We start from the raw sequence: 23,522 nt of genomic DNA, 5'->3' as shown, positions 1-23,522 counted from the left end.
GCATGAGTGCAATCGCACCGGGACTGTTAAATAATGAACTGGTCATGATATATCACTCAATTTCTGATGCATGTAATCAATGAGCGCTCGTGTTTTAGCGGGCAAGTAACGTCGATCTGAATAAAGTGCAAACAATTGCAATGGGGCTACCGATTGTTCAAACGCAATCTCAATTAACCGTCCATCGTTAATGTAGGGCTGGCAGGCTTGTTTCGATAGAATGGCAAAACCGACACCTGATACCGCCGCTCGTCCTGCCATCTCTCCACTGTTTACCCGATAATGCGCTTTAACCTTGATTGTCTCGAATCCCCCCTTTTTATTGACAAACTGCCAGGGTGCACCCTTCAGTGCACTTACTGTTGTAATACAGGGTAATTCTTCAAATTGCTGGATCTGGGTAGGGGTGCCATAACGCTGAATGACGGAGGGGGCTGCGACAATGGTGCAAGGGATAGTCACCAGATGACGGGCTATGTAGTCACTGTCATCCATCTGACCACGGGTAATAATGATCGCTAAATCCAGATCATCTCGCAGGGATTCGAAACCTGACAAATTTGTGACGCAGCTGATCTCCAGGTCCGGATACTGGCAGGCAAAATCGGCAATAACAGAACCCAGTAATGCAGGACCGACTTCATTGGGGATACAGAGACGTAGTGGACCCTTGAATTGCATCTGCCTCAAGGTTAATTCTGTCTCAGTTTGCTCCAGGGCCTCCAGTAATGGTTTTGCCCGGATATAGAGTAAGTGCCCCGCCTGGGTGAGTTTCATATGTCGGGTACTGCGTTCAATGAGCTGAAGATTCAGTTTTTCTTCTAACTGATAAATACAACGACTCACATTTGATGTCGGCATTTCAAGGACTTTCGCTGCCCCAACAAAACTTTCTCTTTCAACCACAGCAATGAACACTTTCAGGGTATTAAAATCAAGAGCTGAACGCATTAACTATCCCACATATGATAACAATCAATGCCATTTTTACCATCTAATGAACAACAATGATAGCAGTTAAACTCGGATATCTTTCAACTACAGGTTGCTTGCTATGCCACTGGTCACACAGATGTTTAATCATAAAGCCCTTATGCGGATAGCCTTTGTAATGGCTTTTATCCAGTTCACGAATGCGCTGGAATATATGATGTTCAATCCTGTTTTTGCTTTTATGGCGGCAGATTTCGCCGTTCCCGTATCATTCTCAGGTTATGTATCCGGTATGTACACATCGGGTGCTGTCATTTCGGGAATAATCGCCTTTTACTGGATTGGTCGTTTCAATAAGAAACATTTTTTAATCGCCAATATGGCACTCTTAGGCCTACTGACGCTTTTTGCGACATTTACCTCCAGTTTTAATGTCCTGCTTACGCTACGATTCTGTGCAGGATTGGTTGGCGGTACGACAATGGGGGTGGGTATCAGTATCTTGATAAACAACGCACCGACTAACGTGCGCGGGAAAATGTTGGCGACGGTAATTGCGTCATTTTCGATGGTAAGCATTGTAGGAATGCCCACTATATTATTTTTGTGTGCACATTATGGTTGGCATGTCGCTTTGTGGTTAATAAGCATTCTGTGTTTGTTGGCGTTGCCACTGATTGTATCCATCATCCCCCACGAACCCGTCTCTTTAGACAGGTTCCACGCGCAACCTATCGATGTGGATACTTTGCTGTTCGCCTCCAGTAATGCGCTTGTGCAGTTTAGTCCAATGCTGGTTATTCCTATTATGGTGCCCTTACTGACACAGCAGTTGGGCGCTTCGCAAGACCTGTTGCCCTGGTTGTTCTTCGGCGGGGGGGTTACAGGTTACCTGTCCACAAAAATGACTGGTGTGTTAACCTTGCGTTTTTCTGCTTTGATTCTGGCGACAGGGTCAACAATAGTCTTTATATTGAGTCTGTTATTACCATTCCTGGGCTATCAGCATGCGGCGTTGTTTATTACTTTATTTCTCGGTGCATCATACAGCCGTCTGGTTTCATCTTCGGCAGTGTCTATTCAGTATCCTGATGACAGGCAACGCGCTGGATTTTCTTCATTACAGACATCGATAATGTATCTGATTACCACCGTCGCATTTTTCCTGTCTGCTTTTCTATTACCCGATTACGGCATGGCACCCCAAAATCTGAATACGTTGTTGGCGGTATGTGCAATTTCCGCATCAGGGTTCCCAATCATCGTGATCATTCTGCAAAAGAAACTGGCTAAACGTAAGATCCGGCCAGATCATCTCATCACTGATTAGCATAACGTCCGCTCCTTGCACTGAGCTGCCCGTGATGACAAAGGGCAGCGTTGAGCGAGAAATGGACGGTAAAAGTGCCTTGTAAACATCCGGTAACTGTTTATTTTTATCTGGACGAAAAACGACGCTACTAGCCGATTTCTTTAACTATCCGCATACCTCGAACCTGATTTATGCCATGCGTATCAATTCCAGTAAACCAGATAAGTCAGTGCGGCAGCTGAACATAAAGCATAGGGGCTTAAAAGCAAAACATCCGAATAAGGCGTTTCAAATATCCGGGTAACTGGCCATGCCAGTACAACCAGCCACATGAAGAGCGTAGAGAACACGATAAAAAAGCTCCCCTTTAAGGAAGCGTCAGGAGCAAATCGCTTTGCAACCATGGCTAATGGCATGCCGATTATTAATGAACCCATCGTGGTTCCAATAATACTCGTCATCACGATGAACAAATAAGTTACAATCAGACCCGGTACGGATGTGCTGCTATTTCCCCAGGAAAGATAGATTAAAACCAGCAATGAACCCACTATACTACTAAATATTGCTGATATCGTAGATTCCCTAATCAAGTTGTCGTCAATAATTTTCGGCATAATTTTCTCTACGTCTGAGCAGCTATATTTCATGCGGCGTACCCGCTTGAATTTTTCGGCATGAGGTTTGATCAAAAAACAGGCTTCAGGCACGACATCCTCTGCATAGTCGCAGGACATTAAGGCAGCCGTCAGGTTTTTTTGTGGGCAGACCAGTGAGTGTCTCGCATCGTTAAGGCTGAATTGCCTTTACCTGCTCATCAAGCAGGTCCGTCAGGAGTGCCGTGCCATCACTCCCCACCCGGAATGCTCCGTAACGTGCCTGAGCAAAACGCTCGCCATGGCTCTCCTGAAAGAACCAGGCGTTGGTGCCGACGGTCAGCGAGCCGTCATGCTGATGGTATTTCACCCGAAGCTGATTCGGCTGCAAAGGCTCACCCTGATCAAAGCGGGCCTGAGTCGCATGACGCTGAGCATCAAGGTCAACAATCAGGGTTCCGCTGGTCGGCAGGCATGGCGCTGACAGGGTCGCACCGCAGGACTCAGCCTGTTGATATAACGTCAGATCCAGAGGGCGGGTAAGGGCATAATTGAGCGCCATGTAATCACCCTGCATCAGGGAGCGCGGGTCAACCGGGGCAAGGGGTAAAATCATGATCACGCCTTGCTTCAGCAACTGCTCTTTTTGCCAGATGCTGACATTGACGGCCACCAGCGCCAGCGCTACCAGAGCGCCAACCAGCCATCGGCTCTGTTTATGCATTCTCACTTGCACCTCCGATCTGTGCGGGTAATACTTTTTTGACTCCCCACGCCAGCCCCAGTAAAACCAGACCGCTGACCAGCAGCAGCAGGGATTTCTGCAGCAGAATGACCTCCAGGAAGTAATACCAGCCAATAACATACAGCACCATGAAACCGCCACTTACCACCAGTAACCCCAGACTTCCCTGATAACGCGCCATCAGAATTAACCACAGTCCCAGCCCAATACCCGGTGCATAGAGGGCGGCAGCCCCGCAGATAAGCGCAGCGGGCAGTGTGATGATCGAAAATAGCAGCCGGCTGCTTTTTTTGTGAAAGAGCGCACTCAACACTAAACCTGCCGCGATCCCTGTGCCTGTTGCAGACTGAAGCGTGGAAAATTGCAATTCTTCCCAGAAGAAATCCGTGAGATAGGCCGCGTTTATAGGAAACTCAGCAATATCAGCCCCCCCGGGATGCCATACAGCAGCGGATGTAACGCCTCAGCATACGTTCCTGCCTGTAACCTCAACTGATGACTGACAGTCCAAAGCCACAAAAATACGACCGCCGCCACCAGTACGGACACAGCAAGGTGTCCCCCCGTCGGGGACAGGTAAAGCCGGGCCAGAGAATGGCCCGCCAGCACCAGAAAAAAGGTCAGGGCAGTGATGGCCATAAACCGATAAGTGCGGTTGGGCATAGCCACCGCCATCGCGGCCAGGATCGGCAATGCAGTGAGTGAACTCAGCATAATAAAGCTGACATCATTGCTCTGAATTTGCAGCAGAACGCCGGATATCAGCCCGCACGTTGCCGCAATCGCCCATGCCAGTCCGAGGTGATGATGACCGTCACGCTGACTGCTTAACAGGACATGCGCAATGGCGGCGAGCAGCAGCGAAGGAATAATAAGGGTGGCAGCATTCGGGTCTTCGAGCAGATCAGCGACATAGAGCATCAGTATCATCAGTAACAGAATGATGACCGCTGCGACCCAGCCTCCGACGCTTAGCGCCAGCCTCAGATACCAGGGCAGGTCGGACGCGTGACCGTGTTGCTGAATTTCTTCAACCTGCGAGGCGCTCAGCAAACCCTGCTGACGCAACGTGTCTGTCAGTAAGGTCAGCCTGGCCGGAACCCGATCGATCGGCCCTTTATCAACCAGTTTGCGTTGCCACTTCAGCAGGATCGAACCATTTACCCCCATCCAGAATGCCATCAGGGCGCCGGTCAAAAACAGATCACCCGTATCGTAGGCTGAAAGAAATAACTGCATGATTAGCGCACAGCCAACAACGGTCAGGCTGGCGATGCCCAGCGTCAGTATGCAGAGATCCTGATAGCGGTAACGGTACAGGTAATAACCTGCCAGCAGGGCGATCACCCAGCCGCCCGTGATATAAGGAAGGGGAATATCGCCGCCCCAGTCAGAGAGGTTCCCGGCCACGATGCCGGTCAGCAGCAGCAGTAAAAATCCCGCCATGACTCGCGAGAACCAGCGGCTTGCCAGCCAGCTCTCGGGGTGATGCGTTATCGCCCGCCAGGCCAGCGCTTCCCTGACAATCAGGCAGGCTGCCAGCACCGCCAGATACCCGTGGAGCATAACCGACGGGAGCCTGGTGAAACTGTCAGACACGGCGAGATCCAGCAGTGACGTCGGCAGCGTGTTGTAATAGAGCTGGAACGCCAGGTTAGCGACCAGCCAGCTGCAAAACCACAGGCTGTTTTGCCGGGCAATCAGCGCCAGCGGCAGAAGAACGCATAACCAGGCCCGGAATAGCTCCCAGCTGTCAGCACCGGTCTGATAAATCTGTCCATACAGTGCAAACAGGGCACCGAAGCTTAACCCTGTCGCCAGCAATGCGCTGCGTGCCAGCGTGCTGTACCAGCGCCACCAGACCACCGCCGCCAGCGCGACGATCAGCAGTTCGGCCAGGGCAAATTTCGCCATTTTCGGCAGCCAGGCCCAGTTCCAGGCAACAAAGAACACCGCTCCGGCAACCAGCGACAATAATCCCAGACAGGAAAGAACCGTAATAAGAAACTGACGCCACTGAGCATCTGACGGTCTGATTCCACAAAAAGCATAGATACGCTGGCAGGTCTCCGGGGTCAGGCTTCCTCCTCTCACCAGGCGTGCGATCTGGCGGCAAAGATACTCTGCCGTGCGTGACGGCATGCCGGTGATGCCAACGGGTGCAAGCTCCCTCATACTTTCCCTGCCTCTGTTTACGGTATGAATTTGATGAGTGTGTCATTAAACCGCTGTGGTGCTCAATGGGTTCTGTTCAGGCAGGCTTTAGCACCACCACCGCATATCGGCATATCTCATCAGTCTCATTTTTGAAAACACAATCAGCCGGATCGCCTACCTCCAGACAATCCCCCGTGGACATTTTAAATGTATGCGTGCCTTCTTCAAACGTCAGCCTGCCTTCGAGCACCCATATGAGCTGATGCCGGGAAAGGTAGGCAATGGCCGGCATGGGCACCGCAGTATTGGCCGGAAGATCGATGCTGACCAGGTCGACAGGAATATGACCCGGTGATACGTGGCGGCGAACATAACCGGTTTCGGGATCCTGCCAGACAGGCTGATTTTCAAACGTGACCAGCGTACCCGGACGTACTTCTGTCAGGGCAATGAGATGCGACATTGACATATCGAATGCGCCTGAAAGTCGTGCCAGCAGCGTCGCTGTGGGGCTGCTTTCTCCGCGTTCTATTTTATGGATCATGGCGCGCGAGACGCCGGAACTCTCAGCCAGCTCCGTGAGCGACCATCCTCTGATTTCTCTTTCCTGCCGCACTTTCTGACCGATGCGTGCATTAAGGCTGTCTTCTTTATTGGACATTTCATCTGACATAGTGGATAACTACAATAGTGTACGATTCATCTACTTTAGTGAATGACAAGAGGGGTGTCTACCATGCTTATTCGTTCTGCCCGAGAAAGTGACGCTGAAATGATTGCGTAAATTTATAACGACGCGGTACTGAACACCACCGCGATCTGGAATGAAAAAACCGTCGATCCGCTAAACCGGATTAAGTGGCTTAATGACCGGCATGATGCCGGTTTTCCTGTCGTCGTGGTGGTGGATGAAACCGATATCGTGCAGGGATATGCTTCATATGGTGACTGGCGTCCCTGGGACGGTTACAGACATACCGTTGAGCACTCTGTCTATGTTCATAAAAGTGCCCGTGGAAAAGGGGCAGGCACAGTGCTGATGCAGGAACTCGTCAGACTGGCGACAGAGCAGGGTAAGCATGTCATGGTGGCAGGGATTGAGTCTGAAAACAGGGCATCTATCGCGCTACACAAAAAACTGGGCTTCTCCGAAGCAGGCCGTGTTTCTGAGGTCGGGAGCAAATTTGGCAGATGGCTGGACCTGACCTTTTTGCAATTGCGTCTGGATGCGCGCGAAGCCCCCTGAAGGGCATGTGTCATGAGTATCATCCGTCGTTTTAAGGTTTCTGGATTGACGGGTTGATCCAGAACCGCATTCAAGAGGCATATCAGGATGATGTTCAATATATTCCCTGTGTCTCATAAGCCAGGCTTTCAGGCGTTCGCACGGAGTCAGATTGCGGTTATAAAGCGTTGCTGCTCTCATGTCCGTAAATGCGGCAGGTATTTTCGTGAGACAACTCGATATGAACACCTGGGCTATGGTCGCCTGGCGCTCCCTGTTTGCTTTCCTGTCACTTGGCCTGTTACTGGTGGTATGCGGTAACCTGCGCCACTTTTCATTCCGGCGCGATTTAGGGTTACCAGGCTTGATAACCGCTGCGGTTATGGCTTCATCAATGTTTTGTTACGTGGCGGCGTTGAAACTGACCAGCGTGGCCGGTGTGATGACGGTCTATGCCACCATTCCTTTCTTTGCTATGGGACTTGGCTGGCTCATGCTCCGGGAAAAAATCACAAAACGTGCGCTACTGGCTGCGATGGTGAGCCTGTCGGGTGTCATCCTGATGGCCACTTCAGCGGTGGGGCCGGGCGACATCCAGGGTAATCTGTTGGCTCTGACGATGACGGCGGGCTTTGCTGCAAGCATAGTGATGTCAGGCAAGTGGCCAGAGATGAACCTGCCAGCCGTAACTGCCCTGGCCTGCGCACTTTGTGGCGCATTCTGTTTTATCATGATGCCTCGCGGTCTCCCCCTTCCTGGTCTGAAGGATATGGGATGGCTGCTGGTTTTTGCGCTTGCCACTCAAAGTTTGAGTTATCTGCTGTTTATGGTTGGAAGCCGGTATGTCGCCTCGGCAGAGGCGAGCTTGATTGCCCAGGTCGACATCGTGCTGGGCCCCTTCTGGGTCTGGCTATTTGTCAGCGAACTGCCAACCCGATACACGTTACTGGGCGGGAGCATAACCTTCATTGCTGTCACTCTTTATCTTGCGAGTGAATATTATCTTAAAAGAAAAATGGCTGCCCATCAATGCAGAGGGCATATGTGACAGGTTTAATTGATATGCCTTTTGAGTTGAGAAAAAGCCCCGGCGAAGACAGTCGTCGTGGGCTTTTCGAATTTACAGACCCAACGCTGACAGACCCGGATGGTCATCCGGGCGACGTCCCAGAGGCCAGTGGAACTTGCGTTCACTTTCCTTAATCGGCATGTCATTGATACAGGCGAAGCGACGGAGCATCAGGCCATCTGCTTCAAATTCCCAGTTTTCATTCCCGTAAGAACGGAACCAGTTACCTGAATCATCACGCCATTCATAAGCGTACCGGACAGCGATTCGGTTGCTATCAAATGCCCACAACTCTTTAATGAGACGATACTCAAGTTCTTTTTTCCACTTACGAGTGAGGAATGCTTTGGCTTCTTCACGATTATTTGCGAACTCGGTTCGATTACGCCATTGGGTTTCCAGTGAGTACGCCAGCGATACTTTTTCGGCATCGCGACTGTTCCAGCCATCTTCGGCGAGCCGAACTTTCTCCGTCGCGGATTCGCATGTGAACGGAGGAAGTGGCGGGCGAGTGTGTGTATCGGACATGATAAAGCCTCCCGTAAATATGGATAGATCAGTAGAAACCGTTTTAGGTACTCAGGAACTAAGGAGAGACCTGTTCCAGCAAATGTTTCGCAACGTCCCTTGCTGATAGCGCCCTCTATAAGAATCAGCAACTGCCTGGCCAGAACGGCGGGTTGCTCAATGTTTAATTGCTCAGTGAGTTCGAGCGTGTAATCCAGTAGTGTTTGTTTATGCAGTTTTGCTATCTGACGAACGGGGTGGTGATGATCACCCACTTCTCCGGCGGGATTGATAAATGCACAGCCACGAAAACCTTCCGACTCAAACCAGCCCCTGAGCACACTGAACATCATCAAAATGCGTTCCTGAGGAGTATCACCTTTATCCGATTCCGTTCTGAACCAGTGCATCCAGCGTTCATCTCGTTCTTTCAACGCGGCTGCTGCCACGTCATCCTTGGTCGCGAAATGGCGGTAAATACTTTTTCTTGCTACGCCTGAGGTCTTGACCAGGAGGTCCATCCCTGTGGCATGAATCCCGTTCCGATAGATCAAATGCTCGGCGGTAGTGAGAATTTTTTCTCGGGTATCTGTTGGCTTCTTATTCATGAGATGAGGATCCTTACGCAGTCTGCACTATGTGGCGGGCGGGCAGTTTTATGCCAGCGGAGAGTCGCTCAACGTGCTGTAACCGCAAGCGGCCCGGATCGGGCCGCCCGTGGCATCAGGAAAATATCACCTGAACTTTGGCCGCCCGGGATTTATCGGCGGCCATCTCCAGCGCCTCGACAATTTGCTGCTGCGGGAACTCGGCAGAGAGCAGCGGCAGGGGATTGATACGGCCGCTCTCCAGCCATTGCACCGCCAGGCGGAACTCATCGATAAAGCGGAACGATCCTGCCAGCGTAATCTCCTTCACCAGCAGCGGGCCGAGCGGGAAGTCCAGCGAGGCTGCCCCCATGCCCAACTGCACAATGCGCCCTTTAGGGCGAGTGAAACCGACGGTGGAAGCAATCGCCGCCGGGGCGCCAGAGGCCTCGAAGCACAGATCGAAATAGCCGCCATCCTCCTGCCAGCCTGCCGTCAAGGCGCTATCCGTCGGGTCAATGGCGCGCGTTGCGCCCATCTCCAGTGCCAGCTCGCGGCAGCGGGTGCTCATATCGGTGGCAACAATTTCTCCGGCGCCAGCGGCAAAAGCCGCCGCAATCACCAGGCAGCCGATGGGGCCAGAGCCTGTCACCAGCACTTTTTTTCCCACCAGATCGCCAGCCTGATGAATGGCATGCAGCGCGACAGCCAGCGGTTCGGCAAAAGCCACCACTTTAGGATCCACATGGTCGGAGAAGGGGATGCACTGCGCGGGGCTGACCGCCACATAGCTGGCAAAGCCGCCGCTCACATGCGGGAAGAACTGCGCGCTGCCCATAAATTTCATCGTGCGGCACAGGTTTTGCTTACCCTCCAGGCACAGCACGCAGCGATTGCAGGGCTGCGACGGATTGATCGCCACACATTGCCCGGCGTGCAGGCCACTGTCTGCGGGGGCCTGTTCAATGCGGCCGACAAACTCATGCCCCAGGATCAGCGGCTGTTTGAGAACCGACATGCCCGCGCGCCCGTGTTGGTAATAGTGGATATCGGAACCACAAATGCCGCCGCGTTCAACCTTCACCAGCACCTGATGATCGTCCCACGTCAGTGAACGGGTTTCATTACTGACGTGATGAGCCGCGCTGACGACGCTGGCCAGGATCGCTTTACTGTTCTGCATGATTTTCCCTCAATGTGTTGACTCGTTTAGTGGATGGCGTGTCGTCATCCGGCAACGCAATCACGTCGATTTTGCCGACCAGGAACAGGTACGCCAGGAAGCCCATCAGCGCCACGGCGGCGATGTACCACATGGCGTACTGGAAGTTATGGGTGCGTTCGAGAATCACTCCGATCACAATCGGGCTGATAATCCCCGACAGGTTGCCAAAGATATTGAGGAAACCGCCGAGCGTGCCAATCAGATGGCGCGGGATAACATCACTGCACACCACCCAACCGAGGTTAGAGAAGGCGTTGGCGAAGAACGCCACTGACAAAATGGCAATAGCAATCGTCGGGCTGTCCTGGAAGAAGTTGACCAGTGCGATGGAGGTGGTCACCAGTAAACCGGACATGACCGGCAGCTTGCGGGCAAAGGTGCGCGAGTAGCCTTTTTTCAGCAGCATATCGCTTAAGGTGCCGCCGCACAGTACACCTGCCATCGCCATCAGATAGGGGAACATCGCGCCGATCCCGGCCTTAGCAATTGACAGTCCCAGCCCTTTCTCCAGATAAACGATAAACCAGGTGAGGAAGAAGTAGAGGGTGGATGAGGCGGCGAACTGTGCGATAAACAGTCCCCATACCGTGCGCTGGCGCAGGATATGCTTCACGCTGGCCCAGTTCACCTTGCCGCTGCTGCCCTGCTGATTCTGTGAATCATAGCCGCCGCCATCGCGAATGTAATCCAGCTCCGCCTGATTCACCGTTTTGCTGTGCTGCGGGTCGCGATAGGCAATCAGCCAGTAGATGCCGAACACAATGCCGATAGCGCCGGAGAGATAAAATGACATTTCCCAGCCGTATTCCGCGACAATAAAGGAGAGCAGGGGCGTCAGCAGCGCCAGGCCAATATATTGCGCACTGGAGTAGAACGCGGTGGCACGGGCGCGTTCATGGTCCGGGAACCAGGTGGCAATGATCTTGGTATTGGAAGGGAACGACGGCGCTTCCGCTACGCCGATCAGCGCCCGGCAAACCAGCAGCATGGCGAATGAGGCGCTGGCGGTGGCAAACAGATGATGCGAAGCAAACCCCATCACGAAGGTGAACAGGCTCCACAGCACAATAGCGCTACCGTAGAGAATGCGCGATCCGACGCGGTCAAGAATATAACCCACCGGGATCTGGCTCATGGCGTAGAACCAGGTAAACATTGAAAACAGCAGACCAAGCTGAGTGGGTGTCAGGGCGAACTCGCCCTGAATATGGGAACCGGCCACCGACAAATTGGCGCGGTCCATGTAGTTTATTGCCGTGACCACAAACAGCATCAGCAGGATCGACAGGCGTGAACGGGTGGGTTTGACAGTCATTCAGCCCCCTTCGCGGCAGGCAGGGCAGCGCCTGATGACGGGGAGAGGCTACTGAACGTGGTCAGTGCCGCCAGCAGCACGGCGACGACCAGCGAACCGCCCATAAAGATGTAGGAGGCCGCCGGGCTTCCGGTCAGGCCATTGAGGTAGCCGACGATCCAGGCACCCACGAAGGAGCCGAGTGCGCCAAAACAGACCACAAAGGACATCGCTCCGGCGACCACGTTACGTGGGATCATCTCAGGGATCGCCGCAAAGAATGGACCGTACGGGGTGTACATCGCCCCCCCGGCAATCACCAGCAGTCCCCAGGAGAGCCAGAAGTGGGTGGCACCCAGCGTGAATGAGGCGATAAAGCACACGGCACCCAGGCCGAGAAACACCAGCACAATCGCTTTACGTTGCTGATATTTATCCGAGAACCACGAGGCAGTGAGCATCAGCGGTACGGCCAGCAGGTAAGGGGCTGCGGAGAGCCAGCCCGTGGCGACAATGCCCATGCCGGAGGCGGTTTTCAACATTGACGGCAGCCACATAATGAAGCCGTACATGCCGATGTTCCAGAAGAAGTGAATAAACGCCAGTGCAAGCACCTTCGGTGAACGGAAGGCTTCACGGTAGTTTTTCACCGGCTTGATTGCCTGTTGCTCAGCCGCCAGCGCCTGTTCGATGGCGCGTTTTTCCGCATCATTCAGCCATTTTGCATCGCGCGGACGGTCGGCGTATACCAGCCACCAGATCCCGGCCCACAGAATGGCGGGTACGCCTTCGATAATAAACATCCCACGCCAGCCAAAGGCGTTAACCAGATAGCCGGAGAGAATGGACATCCACAGCACCGTGATCGGGTTACCGAGGAATAAGAAAGTGTTGGCTTTTGAGCGCTCTTCGCGGGTAAACCAGTGACTGAGAAAAATCAGCATGGCGGGCATGACCACGCTTTCGGCCACGCCCAGCAGGAAGCGGATTACTGCCAGCGCTAACACGCTGTGCACCATCCCAGTGGCGGTAGCAAGTGCCCCCCAGAGGATCAGGCTCCAGAAGATCAGCCGTTTGGCGGAGTGTTTTTCCGCATAAATGCCACCGGGCACCTGGAAGAAAAAGTAGCCGAGAAAAAACAGTGCGCCGAGCAGGGAAGAGATACCCGGCGTGATATTCAGATCCTCCGCCAGACCCGCCGCCGCACCGAAGCCGTAATTGGCACGGTCGAGATAGGCGAGGCTGTAGGTAATAAACGCAATGGGGATCAGTTTCCCCCAGCGACTGGTGGGTAATGCCCCTGCAATTGCCTGATTCATATTGCTGACCTCTGTTGTAAGGATGGGTTGAGTCTTAACGCTCAACTCCGGGTAAGGTGCCGCTACAGTGTGGCGAGCCAGCCGCCATCGACGTAAATCATCTGGCCGTTAACGTAGTTGGACGCGGAAGAGGAGAGGTACACGGCGGTGCCGATCAACTCTTCCGGCAGGCCCCAGCGGCCAGATGGATTACTGCTGCGCACCCACTGGTCAAACTCTTTGTTATCCGCCAGCGCCTGATTCATATCGGTGAGGATGTAGCCCGGGCCAATGCCATTGGTCTGGATGTTGTATTGCGCCCACTCCGCCGCCATTGATTTTGTCAGCAGCTTGATGCCGCCCTTGGCCGCGGTGTAAGGGGCGACGGTGGCGCGGGCCGCTTCGCTGGTGAGCGATCCGATATTGATAATCTTGCCGCCCTGGTTGCGCGCCACCATTCGCGTGGCCGCTGCGCGTGAGACAATAAAGGCGCTGGTGAGATTGATATCCAGCACGCGCTGCCAGTCGCTGAGTGCCAGTTCCAGCATCGGTTTACGAAACTGAATCCCGGCGTTATTGATCACGATATCCACCGCGACCTGCTCCTGGTCGAGCTGGCTGAACATCGCTTCGACGGCGGTTTCATCGGCCACATTAAACAGAAAACCTCTGGCCTGAGCACCCTGAGACGCCAGCGTGTCGAGGGCGTTTTGCAGATGCTCTTGCTGTGTGCCATTAACGATCACTGATGCCCCGGCCGCCGCGAGTCCCTGGGCATACGCCAGCCCAAGTCCGCGGGTTGATCCAGTGATCAGTGCTGTTTTACCGTGAAGAGAGAAGAGGGAAGACATAATGGCTCCAGATAACGTGATATGTAACATGACTAACAAGTTGTGGGATAAGATCTACGTGATGGCGCGGAAATCGGCAATAAACTGATAATAAAAATGTCGGCCATGTCACAACATCGGCGTAACTTTTTAGCCTAAAACAACCTAAATTCATTAAAAACAGCGGCTTAATTATTTATCACCAACGCCTTGCCAATTATGGTGGGACAATGTTAAAACTAGATCCAGCTTGTAGGACAGGTTATGAAGAGAGGAAGCCGGTGACTCTGGAAAGCGTGCAAAAGCACAATGTCGTGAATTTGATTTACGAACAGATGAAGCAAAATATTCAGGATGGCGTGTGGGAACCGGGCTGCAAATTGCCATCAGAGGCAGAGCTGACCGCCACCTTTAACGTTAGCCGCGTCAGCGTGCGCAGTGCCGTGCAGAAGTTACGCGACCTCGGCGTGGTCATCACCCATCAGGGGAAGGGCACCTATGTCACGCGGGACGTGGCGCGCTACGGGGCATTCAGCGACAATCAGCCGATCCTGCATCTGTCACAGGAAGAGTTTGATGATATGCGGGTTTTCCGCCAAACCGTCGAGTTTCGCTGTATGGATCTGGCGGTGGTGAATGCCAACGATGAAGATATTCAGCGGCTGGAACAGGCGCTGAATCGGATGCTGGTGAGTAAAGATGACTACAAAAAATACTCGCAGGCTGACTACGATTTTCACCTGGCCATTGTAAAAGCGTCCCATAACAAGGTGTTTATCCATGTGATGGAGTCGCTCAAAAACATTTATATCCACTACCTGGAGGAGCTGAACCGGGTGCTGGGCATTACGCTGGAGAGCGTGGAAGCGCATATTAAAGTGTTTATGGCGCTGAAAAACCGCGATGCGGCCACCGCCAGCGATACGCTGAACAGTGCGATGGCGCATAACGTCAACGCCATCGAGGGAGTGAAATCCGGCGAGAAATAAGCGCCCGCATAAAGCCTCTTAGCCGGGGCTTTTTTAAATCTTACACTTGTAGGACATCATACATCATTGCGGTGATTTGGAGACATTTATGGAAACGTTGAAAATAACCAATATCAGAACCCTGCTGACCGCACCGGGCGGCATCGATCTGGTCGTGGTCAAAGTTGAAACCAACCAGCCAGGCCTGTACGGACTGGGCTGCGCCACCTTTACCCAGCGCATATTCGCCGTGGAAGCCGCTATCGAAAACTACATGCGTCCATTCTTGCTGGGCAAAGATCCGCTGCGTATTGAAGATATCTGGCAGTCTGCGGCGGTCAGCGGCTACTGGCGCAGTGGTCCGGTGATGAACAACGCGCTGTCCGGGATTGATATGGCGCTGTGGGATATAAAAGGCAAAGTTGCGGGGCTGCCGGTGTATCAACTGCTCGGCGGAAAATGTCGTGATGCTATTCCGCTCTACCGTCATTGCGACGGGGCCGATGAGGTGGAAGTGGAAGACAACATTCGGGCGCGGATGGAAGAGGGCTATCAATATGTGCGTTGCCAGATGGGGATGTACGGCGGCGCAGGCACCGACGATCTGCGGCTGATTGCCGGGAAGCTGGCCAAAGCACGGAATATTCAGCTGAAGGTGTCACCACGCAGCCAGACGCCGGGGATCTACTTCGACCCCGATGCCTACGCGCGCGCGGTGCCGCGTCTGTTTGACCATCTGCGCAATAAGCTGGGTTTCGGCGTTGAATTTATTCATGATGTGCACGAGCGTATCGCGCCGATTGCCTCTGTGCAGATGGCGAAAAGCCTTGAGCCATATCAGCTGTTCTTCCTGGAAGATCCGGTGGCACCGGAAAATCTCGACTGGCTGAAAATGATCCGGGCACAGAGCAGTACGCCGATTTCGATGGGTGAACTCTTCACAAATATCAATGAGTGGAAACCGCTGATCCAGCAGCAACTGATCGACTTTATTCGCTGTCACGTCAGCACCATTGGCGGCATTACCCCGGCGAAAAAGCTGGCGACCTACGCCGAGCTGCACGGCGTGCGCACCGCATGGCACGGCCCTGGCGATATTTCTCCGGTTGGCGTGGCGGCCAATATGCACCTGGATATGAGCGTGACCAATCTGGGAATTCAGGAATATACCCCGATGAATGATGCGTTGACGGAGGTGTTCCCGGGATGCCCGGAAATCGATCGCGGTTACGCTTATCTCAGCGACCGTCCGGGGCTGGGCATTGATATTGATGAAGAAAAAGCGAAACGGTATCCGGTGAGCGGTGGCCTGCCGGACTGGACCAATGCGCGTCTGCCGGACGGTAGCGCTGCACGCCCCTGACCCCACCTCAACGGGGCGGCGGCGAGGCTGCCGTCCTGTCATCCTTTGTTACCCTTGCCGTTAAGACTTTTCCCTCCTTGTGCCGATAACTCCCCCGCATGGCAGCGGAGGTAACATCGCCGTTCTGCCGCATCACCTGTGACGGATTACGTAGATCAATAAACTATCGTCAGCACTTAAGTAGGCAACAATGAGTCAATCTTCTTTCTGGAACACGGCCGCCCGGCTGAAAAGAAGCGGCAGTCAGCCGCGCGCGGGTGTCTTTGATTCCAGCCAACCCCCGGTGAGTATGAATGCGCTGGGGTTGAGCCGTAACAGCGCCGGCCTGCTGTTAAGCTTTGTTCCCCCTTTTGCGGAATTCAGCCGTGTCAGTCAGGCGTGGCAGAGCCTTAACGGTACGCGCCGCAGCGTGGTGACCCTCTCTTCCAACGGTGCATTGTGCAGCGGTCGCGGGCAGAGCACCTATTGTGATGGCGCAAGCCAGCAGGGGAGCTGGCTCTGGCTGCCGGAATCTCTGATCGCCCGGCATGAAGTACATGAAGTCGACCTGCATGTGCAGGATACGCAGACCGCCCAGCAGCGCGTGAGCGCGATCCAGCACGAGCTGGAGCGGGTTGTGGTGAATATGCCGCTCTCGGCCGATCGTACCTTTGCGCTCATTTTCTGTGATGGCTTATCCGCTTCCGAAGGGTTCCTGATGCAGGCCTGGTACGCGTCAGGGCGTTTCCCGTGCCTGGCGATTGGCGGCTCCGCGGGCGGAACGCTGGATTTCGACGGCACCTGGATTGGCAATGGCGGGCGGATATTGCAGGGCAAGGCGGTGATCGTCTTTTGCCAGATGGCGGAAGGAAAGTCGTTTGCCCCGTTTAAAAGCCAGAACTTTGAGCCCACTCAGCAGAGCTGGCTGGTGGCCGAAGCCGATCCCGTGGCACGCACCCTCTCGTCGCTGTTTGATGCCCAGGGCCGTCAGCATAATGTGATTGAAGCCCTGTGCGCACGTTTGCAGTGCGCTCCCGCTGATTTACAGGCCCGTCTTCAGGGACTGACGTTTGCCGTAAAAGTGGAGGAGGAGTTCTTTATTCGCTCCATCGCCAAAATCTTGCCGGACCGCATTCAGTTCTTCTGCGATCTGGAGTTTGGTGACCGCCTGCATCTGTTGAAAGAGACCGATTTTGCCAGCGCCACGCGCACCGACTGGGAGACGTTCACCGCACAATACGGCCAGCCCGCAGCCATGCTGCTGAACGACTGCGTTCTGCGCCGCGTCGGTAATCAGGCCCGCCTGCCGCAGTCGCACTTCTTCAGCGGGATCCCGTCTGCCGGGTTCTCCAGTTTCGGTGAAATCCTCGGTGTTCCGATTAACCAGACGCTGTCGGCACTGGCGTTCTTTAACCGTCCGTCCGATGCGATGCGTAACTTCCCGGTGCAGTATGCCGCGTACGCCAGCCATTATGCCCAGCGCGCGCTGCGTCGCTGGGAAGCGCTGAATACGCTGCAAACGCGCATTGTGAACCAGGTGGTGGAGTATCAGCAAAAGCTGGACCCGTTGATGAAATCGCTACCGTTGCTGGAAAATGCCACCCGCAGTCAGAGCGATGCGCTGAAGGCGGCGGAAAGTAATATCCGCTCCATCAGTGATGCCGCGCTGCACAGCCAGCAGGCCCAGCACCAGCTCAGCGCCGGGCTGGATGAGCTGGAAACCATCTCTTCCGGCATTACCACGATTAACAGCGGCATCAGCAATATTGCCTTCCAGACCAATATTCTGGCGCTGAATGCCGCAGTGGAAGCCGCACGCGCCGGGGAGGCTGGGCGCGGTTTTGCCGTGGTGGCAAGCGAGGTTCGCCGTCTGGCACAGTCATCGAAAGATCAGGCTGATGCCACCTCACACAGCATCAGCGATGCCGTCAGTACCATTTTGCACATCAGAAAGGTCGCGGTGGATACGGTAGAAAGTGCCAGGCAGATGGCGCAGGAGAGTATCGACGCGGCTAACGCCATTGCGGAGATGAGCAGCCAGACGGCCAATGAGCGTAAAAGCATCAGCGAAAATCTGGACAAACTGAGCGAGATGACCTCCGGTATTGATGCCATGCAGGAAGCCGTGGCCCAACTGAAGGTGTTGCAGAAACTGGTGGTAACGAAAGCGTGACAGTGTCACCTTAATAACGACAAAAAGCCCCGAAAGGGGCTTTTTTATGGGCTTAATTCAGTGGTGCGTGACTTATTTAGTCAGTTCGGCGGTCATATGCACGCCGTTGTTGAAGTTGGCTTCGATGATTTTGTAGCTGCTGCCTGTCTGCTGTGCCTGAGCGGCAATCTGCGCTTCAGCGGCCGACAGGGTAGAGCCAGTGGCGGTCACGCTCTGTGCAAAGCTACCGAAAGAGATCAGTGAAAGAGCGGCAACTGCTACGAAAGTTTTGATGGATTTCATGGTTAATTCCTCAGAGTATTTTATGTAAGTTGAGACGTTCTGTCTCGATGTGATAAATACTACGCCTGCTAATAATAAACTTAAATCGGAATTTATTGCCAAATCTATGCCATCACTAACAGTGCAATGGCGCTGGGGATGATCGGTCTGATGCAGTTTCTGCCCTCGGTGCTGCTGGCATTACCGGCCGGGCATCTGGCGGATCAGTACGACCGTCGCCGGATTGTGCTGTTCGGGCAGGTGCTGGAGCTGTGGCAAAAGCCATTGAAGGCCCGGCGATGCAGTCAATGCTGCCTTCGCTGGTGCCGCCTGCGATGCTGGCACGCGCCACGGCGGCGGCGGCCGTTAGCGGGCAAAGTGCGGTGATTATTGGTCCTACGCTGGGCGGGCTGCTGTATGTTGCCGGGCCGGATGTGGTATACAGCGTGGCCGCTGCGTTCTATCTGCTGTCGATTGTGATGATTGCTTACATCCGCTTTATTCGTGCGCCGCAGCCGCGCCTGCCCGCCAATATCAAGACGCTGTTTGCCGGGGTGAAGTTTATCCGTGAGCGGCGCGATGTGCTGGGGGTGATTTCCCTCGATCTTTTTGCCGTGCTGCTGGGTGGTGCGACCGCGCTGCTGCCGATTTTCGCCAAAGATATTCTGCATACCGGCCCCTGGGGACTGGGAATGCTGCGCGGTGCGCCGTCAGTGGGTGCGCTGCTGGTCGGTATCTGGCTCAGCCGTAACAAGCTGGAGAAAAACGTCGGCATGATCATGTTTGGTTCGGTGGCTGGATTTGGCGTCGCCACGCTGATTTTTGCACTCTCCAGCCAGCTATGGCTCTCGCTGTTGGCACTGGCCGCGCTGGGTGGGTTTGATATGGTCAGCATGGTGATCCGTGGGGCGCTGGTGCAGCTGGATACCCCTGATGATATGCGTGGCCGCGTCAATGCGGTGAACAGTATCTTTATTAACACCTCAAACCAGCTTGGCGAGTTTGAGTCCGGGATGTTGGCCGCGCTGATGGGGGCAGTTCCCGCTGCGGTGCTGGGCGGTGTCGGCACGCTGGTGGTGGTGGGGCTTTGGATGACGCTGTTCCCGCATTTAAGACGCAGGCAGAAGCTGGAAAGCGATCCTGATGCCGGTCACGGCTAAACTTTTGGAATATTGCGTGTTAAACGCCGGCATCAGATTGAAATAAAAAGTTAATTAATTGACAGCTTATGCCAATTTCTCATAACGTGATTTCCAGCCCAATACCAATAAAGAGAATACGGAACATGACCACGCGTTACGCTGACAGAATGGAGGGCGTGAAGCCTTCGGCAATCAGGCAACTGCTCCAGTTCGGTGCAGATCCGTCGATTATTTCATTCGGCGGCGGTTACCCGGATTCCAGCCTGTTCCCGGCAAAGGCATTGCAGGATATTTTTGCTGAACTGCTGTCAGGGCCTGGCGAAGTGTCTCTGCAATACACCCATTCCACCGGGATGCCCAGGCTGCGTCAGCAGATCGCGCAGCGTATGGCAGCAGACGGCATCGTTTGTGAAGAAGACAATGTTCTGATCCTGCAGGGAAGCCAGCAGGGGCTGGATCTGGCGGCCAGACTGCTGATCAACCCTGGCGACCTGGTGGCTACCGAAGCACCCACCTTCCTCGGGGCGCTGATCGCCTTTAATACCTGTCAGCCAGATTATCTGGCCATCCCGATGGATGAGCAGGGGCTGATGACCGAGGTGCTGGAAGAAAAACTCAAGGCCGGGCAGCGGATTAAGCTGCTGTATACCGTGCCGGACTTCCATAACCCAACCGGGATCACCCTGTCACTGGCACGTCGTCAGCATCTGATCCAGCTGGCGAATCAGTATGACTTTATTATCCTCGAAGATTCGCCGTACCGCGAAGTGCGTTACCAGGGCGACAAAGTCGCCACGCTGAAAAGCATGGATACGGAAGGACGGGTGATCTACTTCGGTAGCTTCTCGAAGATCCTTGCACCGGGTCTGCGCCTGGGCTGGTCGGTGGCTTCTGCTGAGATCACTGAAAAGCTGGGGCTGCTGAAGCTGGCCGCCGATACGCAGTGCAGCACGCTGAATATGGCGGCGGTGTCGATGTATCTGGAAAGACACAATATTGATGACCATATCCAGACCATCAAAGCGCAGTATTTGCGTAAAAAGGAAACCATGCTCTCGGTGGTCAGAAGCGAATTCCCGCAGGGGATCAGCTGGACCGATCCTGACGGTGGCCTGTTTACCTGGATGGAGTTCCCGGACGGGTTTGATACGGCGAAATTTATGCTGGAACACGCGGTGCCGGAAGCCAAAGTGGTCTGGGTGCCGGGCGCAACGTTCTTCCCGACCGTGCAGCGTGACAATTTTGCCCGCTTCAGCTATTCCACCCACAGTGATGAGAAGATCATCAAAGGTATGACGGCGCTGGCCGATCTGCTGAAGAAACACCTCTAATCTGCTGTTGAATGCGGAGCTGAACAGGGTTTGGCTCCGCATTATCTGTGATCTGCTTCATAAATCCCGTCTAATTTAGCGGTCTGCAACCGGTGCCACTTGCTCTGTTATCAGAATACTCGTTAGCATAAGTAATCGATTACAAAATGGTTAATAGATAAAGTAATCGATTACACACAGAAAAGAGACTGACATTCCGATTACTGACCACTAAGGAACCGTTATGAAGCTGGTAAAAGCAGTGACTTCTACGTTATTCATTGGCGCACTGACGCTGGGCGCGATTCATCCTGTGCTGGCCGATGACGCCGCAGCCAAAAAGCATCTCGCGCTGCAAATGTACACGTTGAGAAACGTGGGTACGCTGGAGCAGCAATTTGCTGTGGCGCAGACATCAGGGTTCAGCGCGGTGGAGCTGGTGGGAACGCAGGGCGTCAGCGCCGATGAGATGAAAACGCTGCTGGAGAAATATCAGCTTAAGGTCACATCTGACCATGTTCAATTAGCCGATTTGCGCAGCAACGCCGCTGAAATCATCGCGTTTAATAAAGCGGTGGGCAATAAGGTGCTGGTGGTGCCGTACCTGCAAATCCCGGATCGCCCGGACTCTGCCGCAGGCTGGAAAAAGCTGGCGCACGAGCTGGATGCGCTCGGCAGTCAGGTGAGAAAGCAGGGCATGGTGCTGGCTTACCATAACCATGACTTCGAAATGAAAAAGTATGGTGGTAAGACCGCGCTGGAAATTCTGTTTGATAACAGCACACCAGCAAACCTGCAAATTGAACTCGATGTGGCATGGATATCACGCGGCGGTCAGGATCCGGTGCGTCTGCTGAAGAAATATCAGGGGCGTATTTACGCCATTCATGCCAAGGATAATGCCGGTATCGGCATTCGTAACGACGAGATGAATTTTGCCCCGGCGGGGGAAGGTCTGCTGGCGTGGAACGAGGTACTGCCCGCAGCGGTGAAAGCCGATACGCGCTGGTTTATTGTAGAGCATGATTTGCCGAAGGATCCGCAGTCGATTATCCGTCAGGCGAATCAGTATCTGGTGGGGGCGCTGTCTCCGCTGGAGAAGTAGTTTTTATCTTTTTTTGGTCGACCATCCGTTTAGGTCGACCCGTCACACGGAGTTGATTTGTACTATTGTCCAGGTCCAGGTCCAGGTCCAGGTCCAGGTCCAGGGCGTTTCGCTTTCCCGCTTCGCGGGCTGAGCGACCCAGGGTGGTCAATCGCCACCACCCTGGGGACCCGGGCTTGCGGCAGGCGCATCGCCCGCTTACAGCGGGTTCCCTCAGTCAATCGACTTTCCGGCCGGAGCGGGTGTGACGTGACATCCCTGTCCCGGCACGCCCTCTCGCCAACGTCCTGTTGGCTCATCCTGGAAATCCGCTCTCCTTCGGCGAGGCTTAATTGCCGCTCAAAAGGTCAACATCAAAAGAAAAATCAAAGACAGACCAAAAAACAAAAGCGAAATGCCCTTGACCTTAAGACGTTGGGCTGAAATTTACGATCCCCGCGCCACATACCGCCACTGTAACGTGGTCTTCTGCGCCGGGCTTAGCGGCTCATTAATCTTCTTCAGCAGCAAACTCACCGCCTCGCGGCCAATGTCCTGTGAGGGCAGCTCAATCGTCGACAACGGCGGCGAGGTCATATGCCCCAGCTCCGTGCCATCAAATCCCATTACCGCCACATCCTGCGGCACCCGCAGACCGGCTTCATCCAGCGCACGGATAGCCCCGGCGGCCAGCGTATCGGAGACGGCGAACACCGCATCAGGACGCGGTGACTGTTGCAGCAGGCGAGTCATGGCCTCTTTCCCTGCCTGATAGCTTAACTCACTGGCGTATTCCACGGCGGGAGGCGCGAGATGCTGTTCTTCCAGCACCGCGCGGTAGCCCTGTTCACGCTGTTTAGCGTATTTATACGTAAGATCGTGATTAATCATCGCCAGATGCTGACGTTCGCGGCGGATAAACTCTCCGGCGACAAAGCGGGATGCCTGATGATCATCAATGCCCACGCTCGATACCGCGGATGCCTCGTCGTACTCCGCACACTGCACCCACGGTGAATCACCAATCAGGGTGGTCAGCTCAGGCAGGGCGGAAAGGGCATCCATCGTGATCACGCCGTCAACCATCTTGCCGGAAAGCAGTCTCAGGCTGGACTGGGAGCGGGCGATATCGGAGCCGGAGTTGCACAACAAAATGCGGTAGCCGTTGCGCTCCGCTTCGGCTTCAATGCCCTTTACCACGTCGGCACAGAACGGGTTGGCAATATTCGACACCATCACCAGCAGCATATTACTGCGTGCAGTACGCAGTTGTCTGGCGAGCAGATTCGGCTGATAGTTACTCTCTTTGATCGCGTTGAGCACGCGCTCCCGATTCTGCGGTTTCACCGAGCCGAGGTTGTTCATCACGCGTGATACCGTGGCGACAGACACCCCGGCGAGGCGGGCAATTTTTTGGATCGACATCCTGATAAGCCTTCCTGCTGACCATGTTGACCATGTTGA

The 23,522-nt window shown here is 54.2% G+C and carries 21 protein-coding genes and 2 pseudogenes; 9 read left to right on the top strand and 14 right to left on the bottom strand.

What is annotated here, in order from left to right; all coding sequences use genetic code 11:
• Window positions 1-42: 42 nt before the first annotated feature.
• Window positions 43-951: a LysR family transcriptional regulator gene (locus WH277_RS18475; RefSeq protein ID WP_339506255.1), complete on the bottom strand. Its 909-nt coding sequence runs from the start codon at window positions 949-951 to the stop codon at window positions 43-45.
• 103 nt (window positions 952-1,054) lie between these two features.
• Between WH277_RS18475 and WH277_RS18470 the strand changes: the two genes are divergently transcribed.
• Window positions 1,055-2,263 carry an MFS transporter gene (locus WH277_RS18470; protein ID WP_339506253.1) on the top strand — a complete coding sequence of 403 codons (1,209 nt, stop codon included), beginning with the start codon at window positions 1,055-1,057 and terminating at the stop codon, window positions 2,261-2,263.
• A 185-nt stretch (window positions 2,264-2,448) separates the two neighbouring features.
• Here WH277_RS18470 and WH277_RS18465 read toward each other — a convergent pair whose 3' ends face one another.
• The 5 genes from WH277_RS18465 to WH277_RS18445 form a co-directional block, all read right to left on the bottom strand.
• A complete protein-coding gene (locus WH277_RS18465) occupies window positions 2,449-2,982 on the bottom strand; it encodes a hypothetical protein (protein ID WP_249412495.1) in 534 nt (177 codons plus the stop codon).
• 52 nt (window positions 2,983-3,034) lie between these two features.
• Complete coding sequence (locus tag WH277_RS18460; protein WP_339506249.1) at window positions 3,035-3,565, bottom strand: GDYXXLXY domain-containing protein; 531 nt, start codon at window positions 3,563-3,565, stop codon at window positions 3,035-3,037.
• The gene (locus WH277_RS18455; protein WP_339506247.1) at window positions 3,558-3,953 is read right to left on the bottom strand and encodes a DUF4401 domain-containing protein; all 396 of its coding nucleotides are present in this window, start codon (window positions 3,951-3,953) and stop codon (window positions 3,558-3,560) included. The genes WH277_RS18460 and WH277_RS18455 overlap by 8 nt, the downstream gene beginning before the upstream one ends.
• A gap of 35 nt (window positions 3,954-3,988) precedes the next feature.
• Complete coding sequence (locus WH277_RS18450) at window positions 3,989-5,761, bottom strand: DUF2157 domain-containing protein (RefSeq protein WP_339506245.1); 1,773 nt, start codon at window positions 5,759-5,761, stop codon at window positions 3,989-3,991.
• A gap of 76 nt (window positions 5,762-5,837) precedes the next feature.
• On the bottom strand, window positions 5,838-6,416 hold the full coding sequence (locus WH277_RS18445) for a helix-turn-helix domain-containing protein (protein WP_133842031.1): 579 nt from the start codon (window positions 6,414-6,416) through the stop codon (window positions 5,838-5,840).
• 111 nt (window positions 6,417-6,527) lie between these two features.
• On the opposite strand from WH277_RS18445, the gene WH277_RS18440 reads away from it, so the two are divergent.
• Together WH277_RS18440 and WH277_RS18435 are read left to right on the top strand one after the other, a co-directional pair.
• Entirely contained in the window at window positions 6,528-6,989 is a 462-nt protein-coding gene (locus tag WH277_RS18440; RefSeq protein WP_339506421.1) for a GNAT family N-acetyltransferase, read from the top strand.
• Window positions 6,990-7,167: 178 nt separating this feature from the next.
• On the top strand, window positions 7,168-8,016 hold the full coding sequence (locus tag WH277_RS18435) for a DMT family transporter (protein WP_339506241.1): 849 nt from the start codon (window positions 7,168-7,170) through the stop codon (window positions 8,014-8,016).
• A 72-nt stretch (window positions 8,017-8,088) separates the two neighbouring features.
• Here WH277_RS18435 and WH277_RS18430 read toward each other — a convergent pair whose 3' ends face one another.
• The 6 genes and pseudogenes from WH277_RS18430 to WH277_RS18410 all read right to left on the bottom strand — a co-directional run bounded on the left by WH277_RS18430 (window position 8,089) and on the right by WH277_RS18410 (window position 13,799).
• Complete coding sequence (locus WH277_RS18430) at window positions 8,089-8,565, bottom strand: nuclear transport factor 2 family protein (RefSeq protein WP_133842034.1); 477 nt, start codon at window positions 8,563-8,565, stop codon at window positions 8,089-8,091.
• Between the two features lie 101 nt (window positions 8,566-8,666).
• Window positions 8,667-9,152, bottom strand: a pseudogene (locus WH277_RS28780) (TetR/AcrR family transcriptional regulator); the annotation flags it as partial.
• 115 nt (window positions 9,153-9,267) lie between these two features.
• On the bottom strand, window positions 9,268-10,314 hold the full coding sequence (gene idnD, locus WH277_RS18425) for an L-idonate 5-dehydrogenase (protein WP_212812717.1): 1,047 nt from the start codon (window positions 10,312-10,314) through the stop codon (window positions 9,268-9,270).
• Window positions 10,301-11,671, bottom strand: a complete 1,371-nt coding sequence (locus WH277_RS18420) for an MFS transporter (RefSeq protein WP_339506238.1) — start codon at window positions 11,669-11,671, stop codon at window positions 10,301-10,303. The genes idnD and WH277_RS18420 overlap by 14 nt, the downstream gene beginning before the upstream one ends.
• A complete protein-coding gene (locus WH277_RS18415; RefSeq protein ID WP_133842038.1) occupies window positions 11,668-12,969 on the bottom strand; it encodes an MFS transporter in 1,302 nt (433 codons plus the stop codon). The genes WH277_RS18420 and WH277_RS18415 overlap by 4 nt, the downstream gene beginning before the upstream one ends.
• A gap of 62 nt (window positions 12,970-13,031) precedes the next feature.
• Window positions 13,032-13,799 (bottom strand): SDR family oxidoreductase, encoded by a 768-nt coding sequence (locus WH277_RS18410; RefSeq protein ID WP_339506236.1) that lies wholly within the window; start codon window positions 13,797-13,799, stop codon window positions 13,032-13,034.
• A 260-nt stretch (window positions 13,800-14,059) separates the two neighbouring features.
• Between WH277_RS18410 and WH277_RS18405 the strand changes: the two genes are divergently transcribed.
• From WH277_RS18405 to WH277_RS18395, 3 genes are all read left to right on the top strand, one after another.
• Window positions 14,060-14,767: a FadR/GntR family transcriptional regulator gene (locus tag WH277_RS18405; protein ID WP_171148474.1), complete on the top strand. Its 708-nt coding sequence runs from the start codon at window positions 14,060-14,062 to the stop codon at window positions 14,765-14,767.
• 88 nt (window positions 14,768-14,855) lie between these two features.
• A complete protein-coding gene (locus WH277_RS18400) occupies window positions 14,856-16,109 on the top strand; it encodes an enolase C-terminal domain-like protein (protein WP_339506234.1) in 1,254 nt (417 codons plus the stop codon).
• A gap of 190 nt (window positions 16,110-16,299) precedes the next feature.
• Window positions 16,300-18,261, top strand: a complete 1,962-nt coding sequence (locus WH277_RS18395; RefSeq protein ID WP_339506232.1) for a methyl-accepting chemotaxis protein — start codon at window positions 16,300-16,302, stop codon at window positions 18,259-18,261.
• 72 nt (window positions 18,262-18,333) lie between these two features.
• Here the strand turns inward: WH277_RS18395 and WH277_RS18390 are convergent, their stop codons facing one another.
• Window positions 18,334-18,543, bottom strand: a complete 210-nt coding sequence (locus tag WH277_RS18390; protein ID WP_133842043.1) for a YdgH/BhsA/McbA-like domain containing protein — start codon at window positions 18,541-18,543, stop codon at window positions 18,334-18,336.
• Window positions 18,544-18,639: 96 nt separating this feature from the next.
• On the opposite strand from WH277_RS18390, the pseudogene WH277_RS18385 reads away from it, so the two are divergent.
• The 3 genes and pseudogenes from WH277_RS18385 to WH277_RS18375 form a co-directional block, all read left to right on the top strand.
• Window positions 18,640-19,682: pseudogene (locus WH277_RS18385) on the top strand (MFS transporter); the annotation flags it as partial.
• Between the two features lie 125 nt (window positions 19,683-19,807).
• Window positions 19,808-20,995, top strand: coding sequence for an aminotransferase-like domain-containing protein (locus tag WH277_RS18380; protein ID WP_133842045.1), 1,188 nt, complete (start codon window positions 19,808-19,810; stop codon window positions 20,993-20,995).
• A gap of 223 nt (window positions 20,996-21,218) precedes the next feature.
• Window positions 21,219-22,079: a sugar phosphate isomerase/epimerase family protein gene (locus WH277_RS18375; protein WP_374760121.1), complete on the top strand. Its 861-nt coding sequence runs from the start codon at window positions 21,219-21,221 to the stop codon at window positions 22,077-22,079.
• A gap of 426 nt (window positions 22,080-22,505) precedes the next feature.
• On the opposite strand, the gene WH277_RS18370 is transcribed toward WH277_RS18375, so the two are convergent.
• Window positions 22,506-23,483, bottom strand: a complete 978-nt coding sequence (locus WH277_RS18370) for a LacI family DNA-binding transcriptional regulator (RefSeq protein WP_159336650.1) — start codon at window positions 23,481-23,483, stop codon at window positions 22,506-22,508.
• Between the last annotated feature and the right edge of the window lie 39 nt (window positions 23,484-23,522).

This window comes from Erwinia sp. MYb416, assembly GCF_037479575.1.
GTDB classification, from domain to species: Bacteria; Pseudomonadota; Gammaproteobacteria; order Enterobacterales; family Enterobacteriaceae; genus Erwinia; species Erwinia rhapontici.
Note: the sequence above shows the minus strand (reverse complement) of the source record. Positions and strands in the feature narration are given on the sequence as shown.

Excerpts from the sequence above, each read along its gene's own strand:
- WH277_RS18450 (WP_339506245.1), bottom strand. The coding sequence starts at position 5,761 with ATGAGGGAGCTTGCACCCGTTGGCATCACCGGCATGCCGTCACGCACG.
- WH277_RS18375 (WP_374760121.1), top strand. The coding sequence starts at position 21,219 with ATGAAGCTGGTAAAAGCAGTGACTTCTACGTTATTCATTGGCGCACTG.
- WH277_RS18380 (WP_133842045.1), top strand. The coding sequence starts at position 19,808 with ATGACCACGCGTTACGCTGACAGAATGGAGGGCGTGAAGCCTTCGGCA.
- WH277_RS18400 (WP_339506234.1), top strand. The coding sequence starts at position 14,856 with ATGGAAACGTTGAAAATAACCAATATCAGAACCCTGCTGACCGCACCG.
- WH277_RS18415 (WP_133842038.1), bottom strand. The coding sequence starts at position 12,969 with ATGAATCAGGCAATTGCAGGGGCATTACCCACCAGTCGCTGGGGGAAA.
- WH277_RS18475 (WP_339506255.1), bottom strand. The coding sequence starts at position 951 with ATGCGTTCAGCTCTTGATTTTAATACCCTGAAAGTGTTCATTGCTGTG.
- WH277_RS18470 (WP_339506253.1), top strand. The coding sequence starts at position 1,055 with ATGCCACTGGTCACACAGATGTTTAATCATAAAGCCCTTATGCGGATA.
- WH277_RS18420 (WP_339506238.1), bottom strand. The coding sequence starts at position 11,671 with ATGACTGTCAAACCCACCCGTTCACGCCTGTCGATCCTGCTGATGCTG.
- WH277_RS18435 (WP_339506241.1), top strand. The coding sequence starts at position 7,168 with ATGTCCGTAAATGCGGCAGGTATTTTCGTGAGACAACTCGATATGAAC.
- WH277_RS18445 (WP_133842031.1), bottom strand. The coding sequence starts at position 6,416 with ATGTCAGATGAAATGTCCAATAAAGAAGACAGCCTTAATGCACGCATC.
- idnD (WP_212812717.1), bottom strand. The coding sequence starts at position 10,314 with ATGCAGAACAGTAAAGCGATCCTGGCCAGCGTCGTCAGCGCGGCTCAT.
- WH277_RS18410 (WP_339506236.1), bottom strand. The coding sequence starts at position 13,799 with ATGTCTTCCCTCTTCTCTCTTCACGGTAAAACAGCACTGATCACTGGA.
- WH277_RS18390 (WP_133842043.1), bottom strand. The coding sequence starts at position 18,543 with ATGAAATCCATCAAAACTTTCGTAGCAGTTGCCGCTCTTTCACTGATC.
- WH277_RS18465 (WP_249412495.1), bottom strand. The coding sequence starts at position 2,982 with ATGTCCTGCGACTATGCAGAGGATGTCGTGCCTGAAGCCTGTTTTTTG.
- WH277_RS18430 (WP_133842034.1), bottom strand. The coding sequence starts at position 8,565 with ATGTCCGATACACACACTCGCCCGCCACTTCCTCCGTTCACATGCGAA.
- WH277_RS18370 (WP_159336650.1), bottom strand. The coding sequence starts at position 23,483 with ATGTCGATCCAAAAAATTGCCCGCCTCGCCGGGGTGTCTGTCGCCACG.
- WH277_RS18460 (WP_339506249.1), bottom strand. The coding sequence starts at position 3,565 with ATGCATAAACAGAGCCGATGGCTGGTTGGCGCTCTGGTAGCGCTGGCG.
- WH277_RS18395 (WP_339506232.1), top strand. The coding sequence starts at position 16,300 with ATGAGTCAATCTTCTTTCTGGAACACGGCCGCCCGGCTGAAAAGAAGC.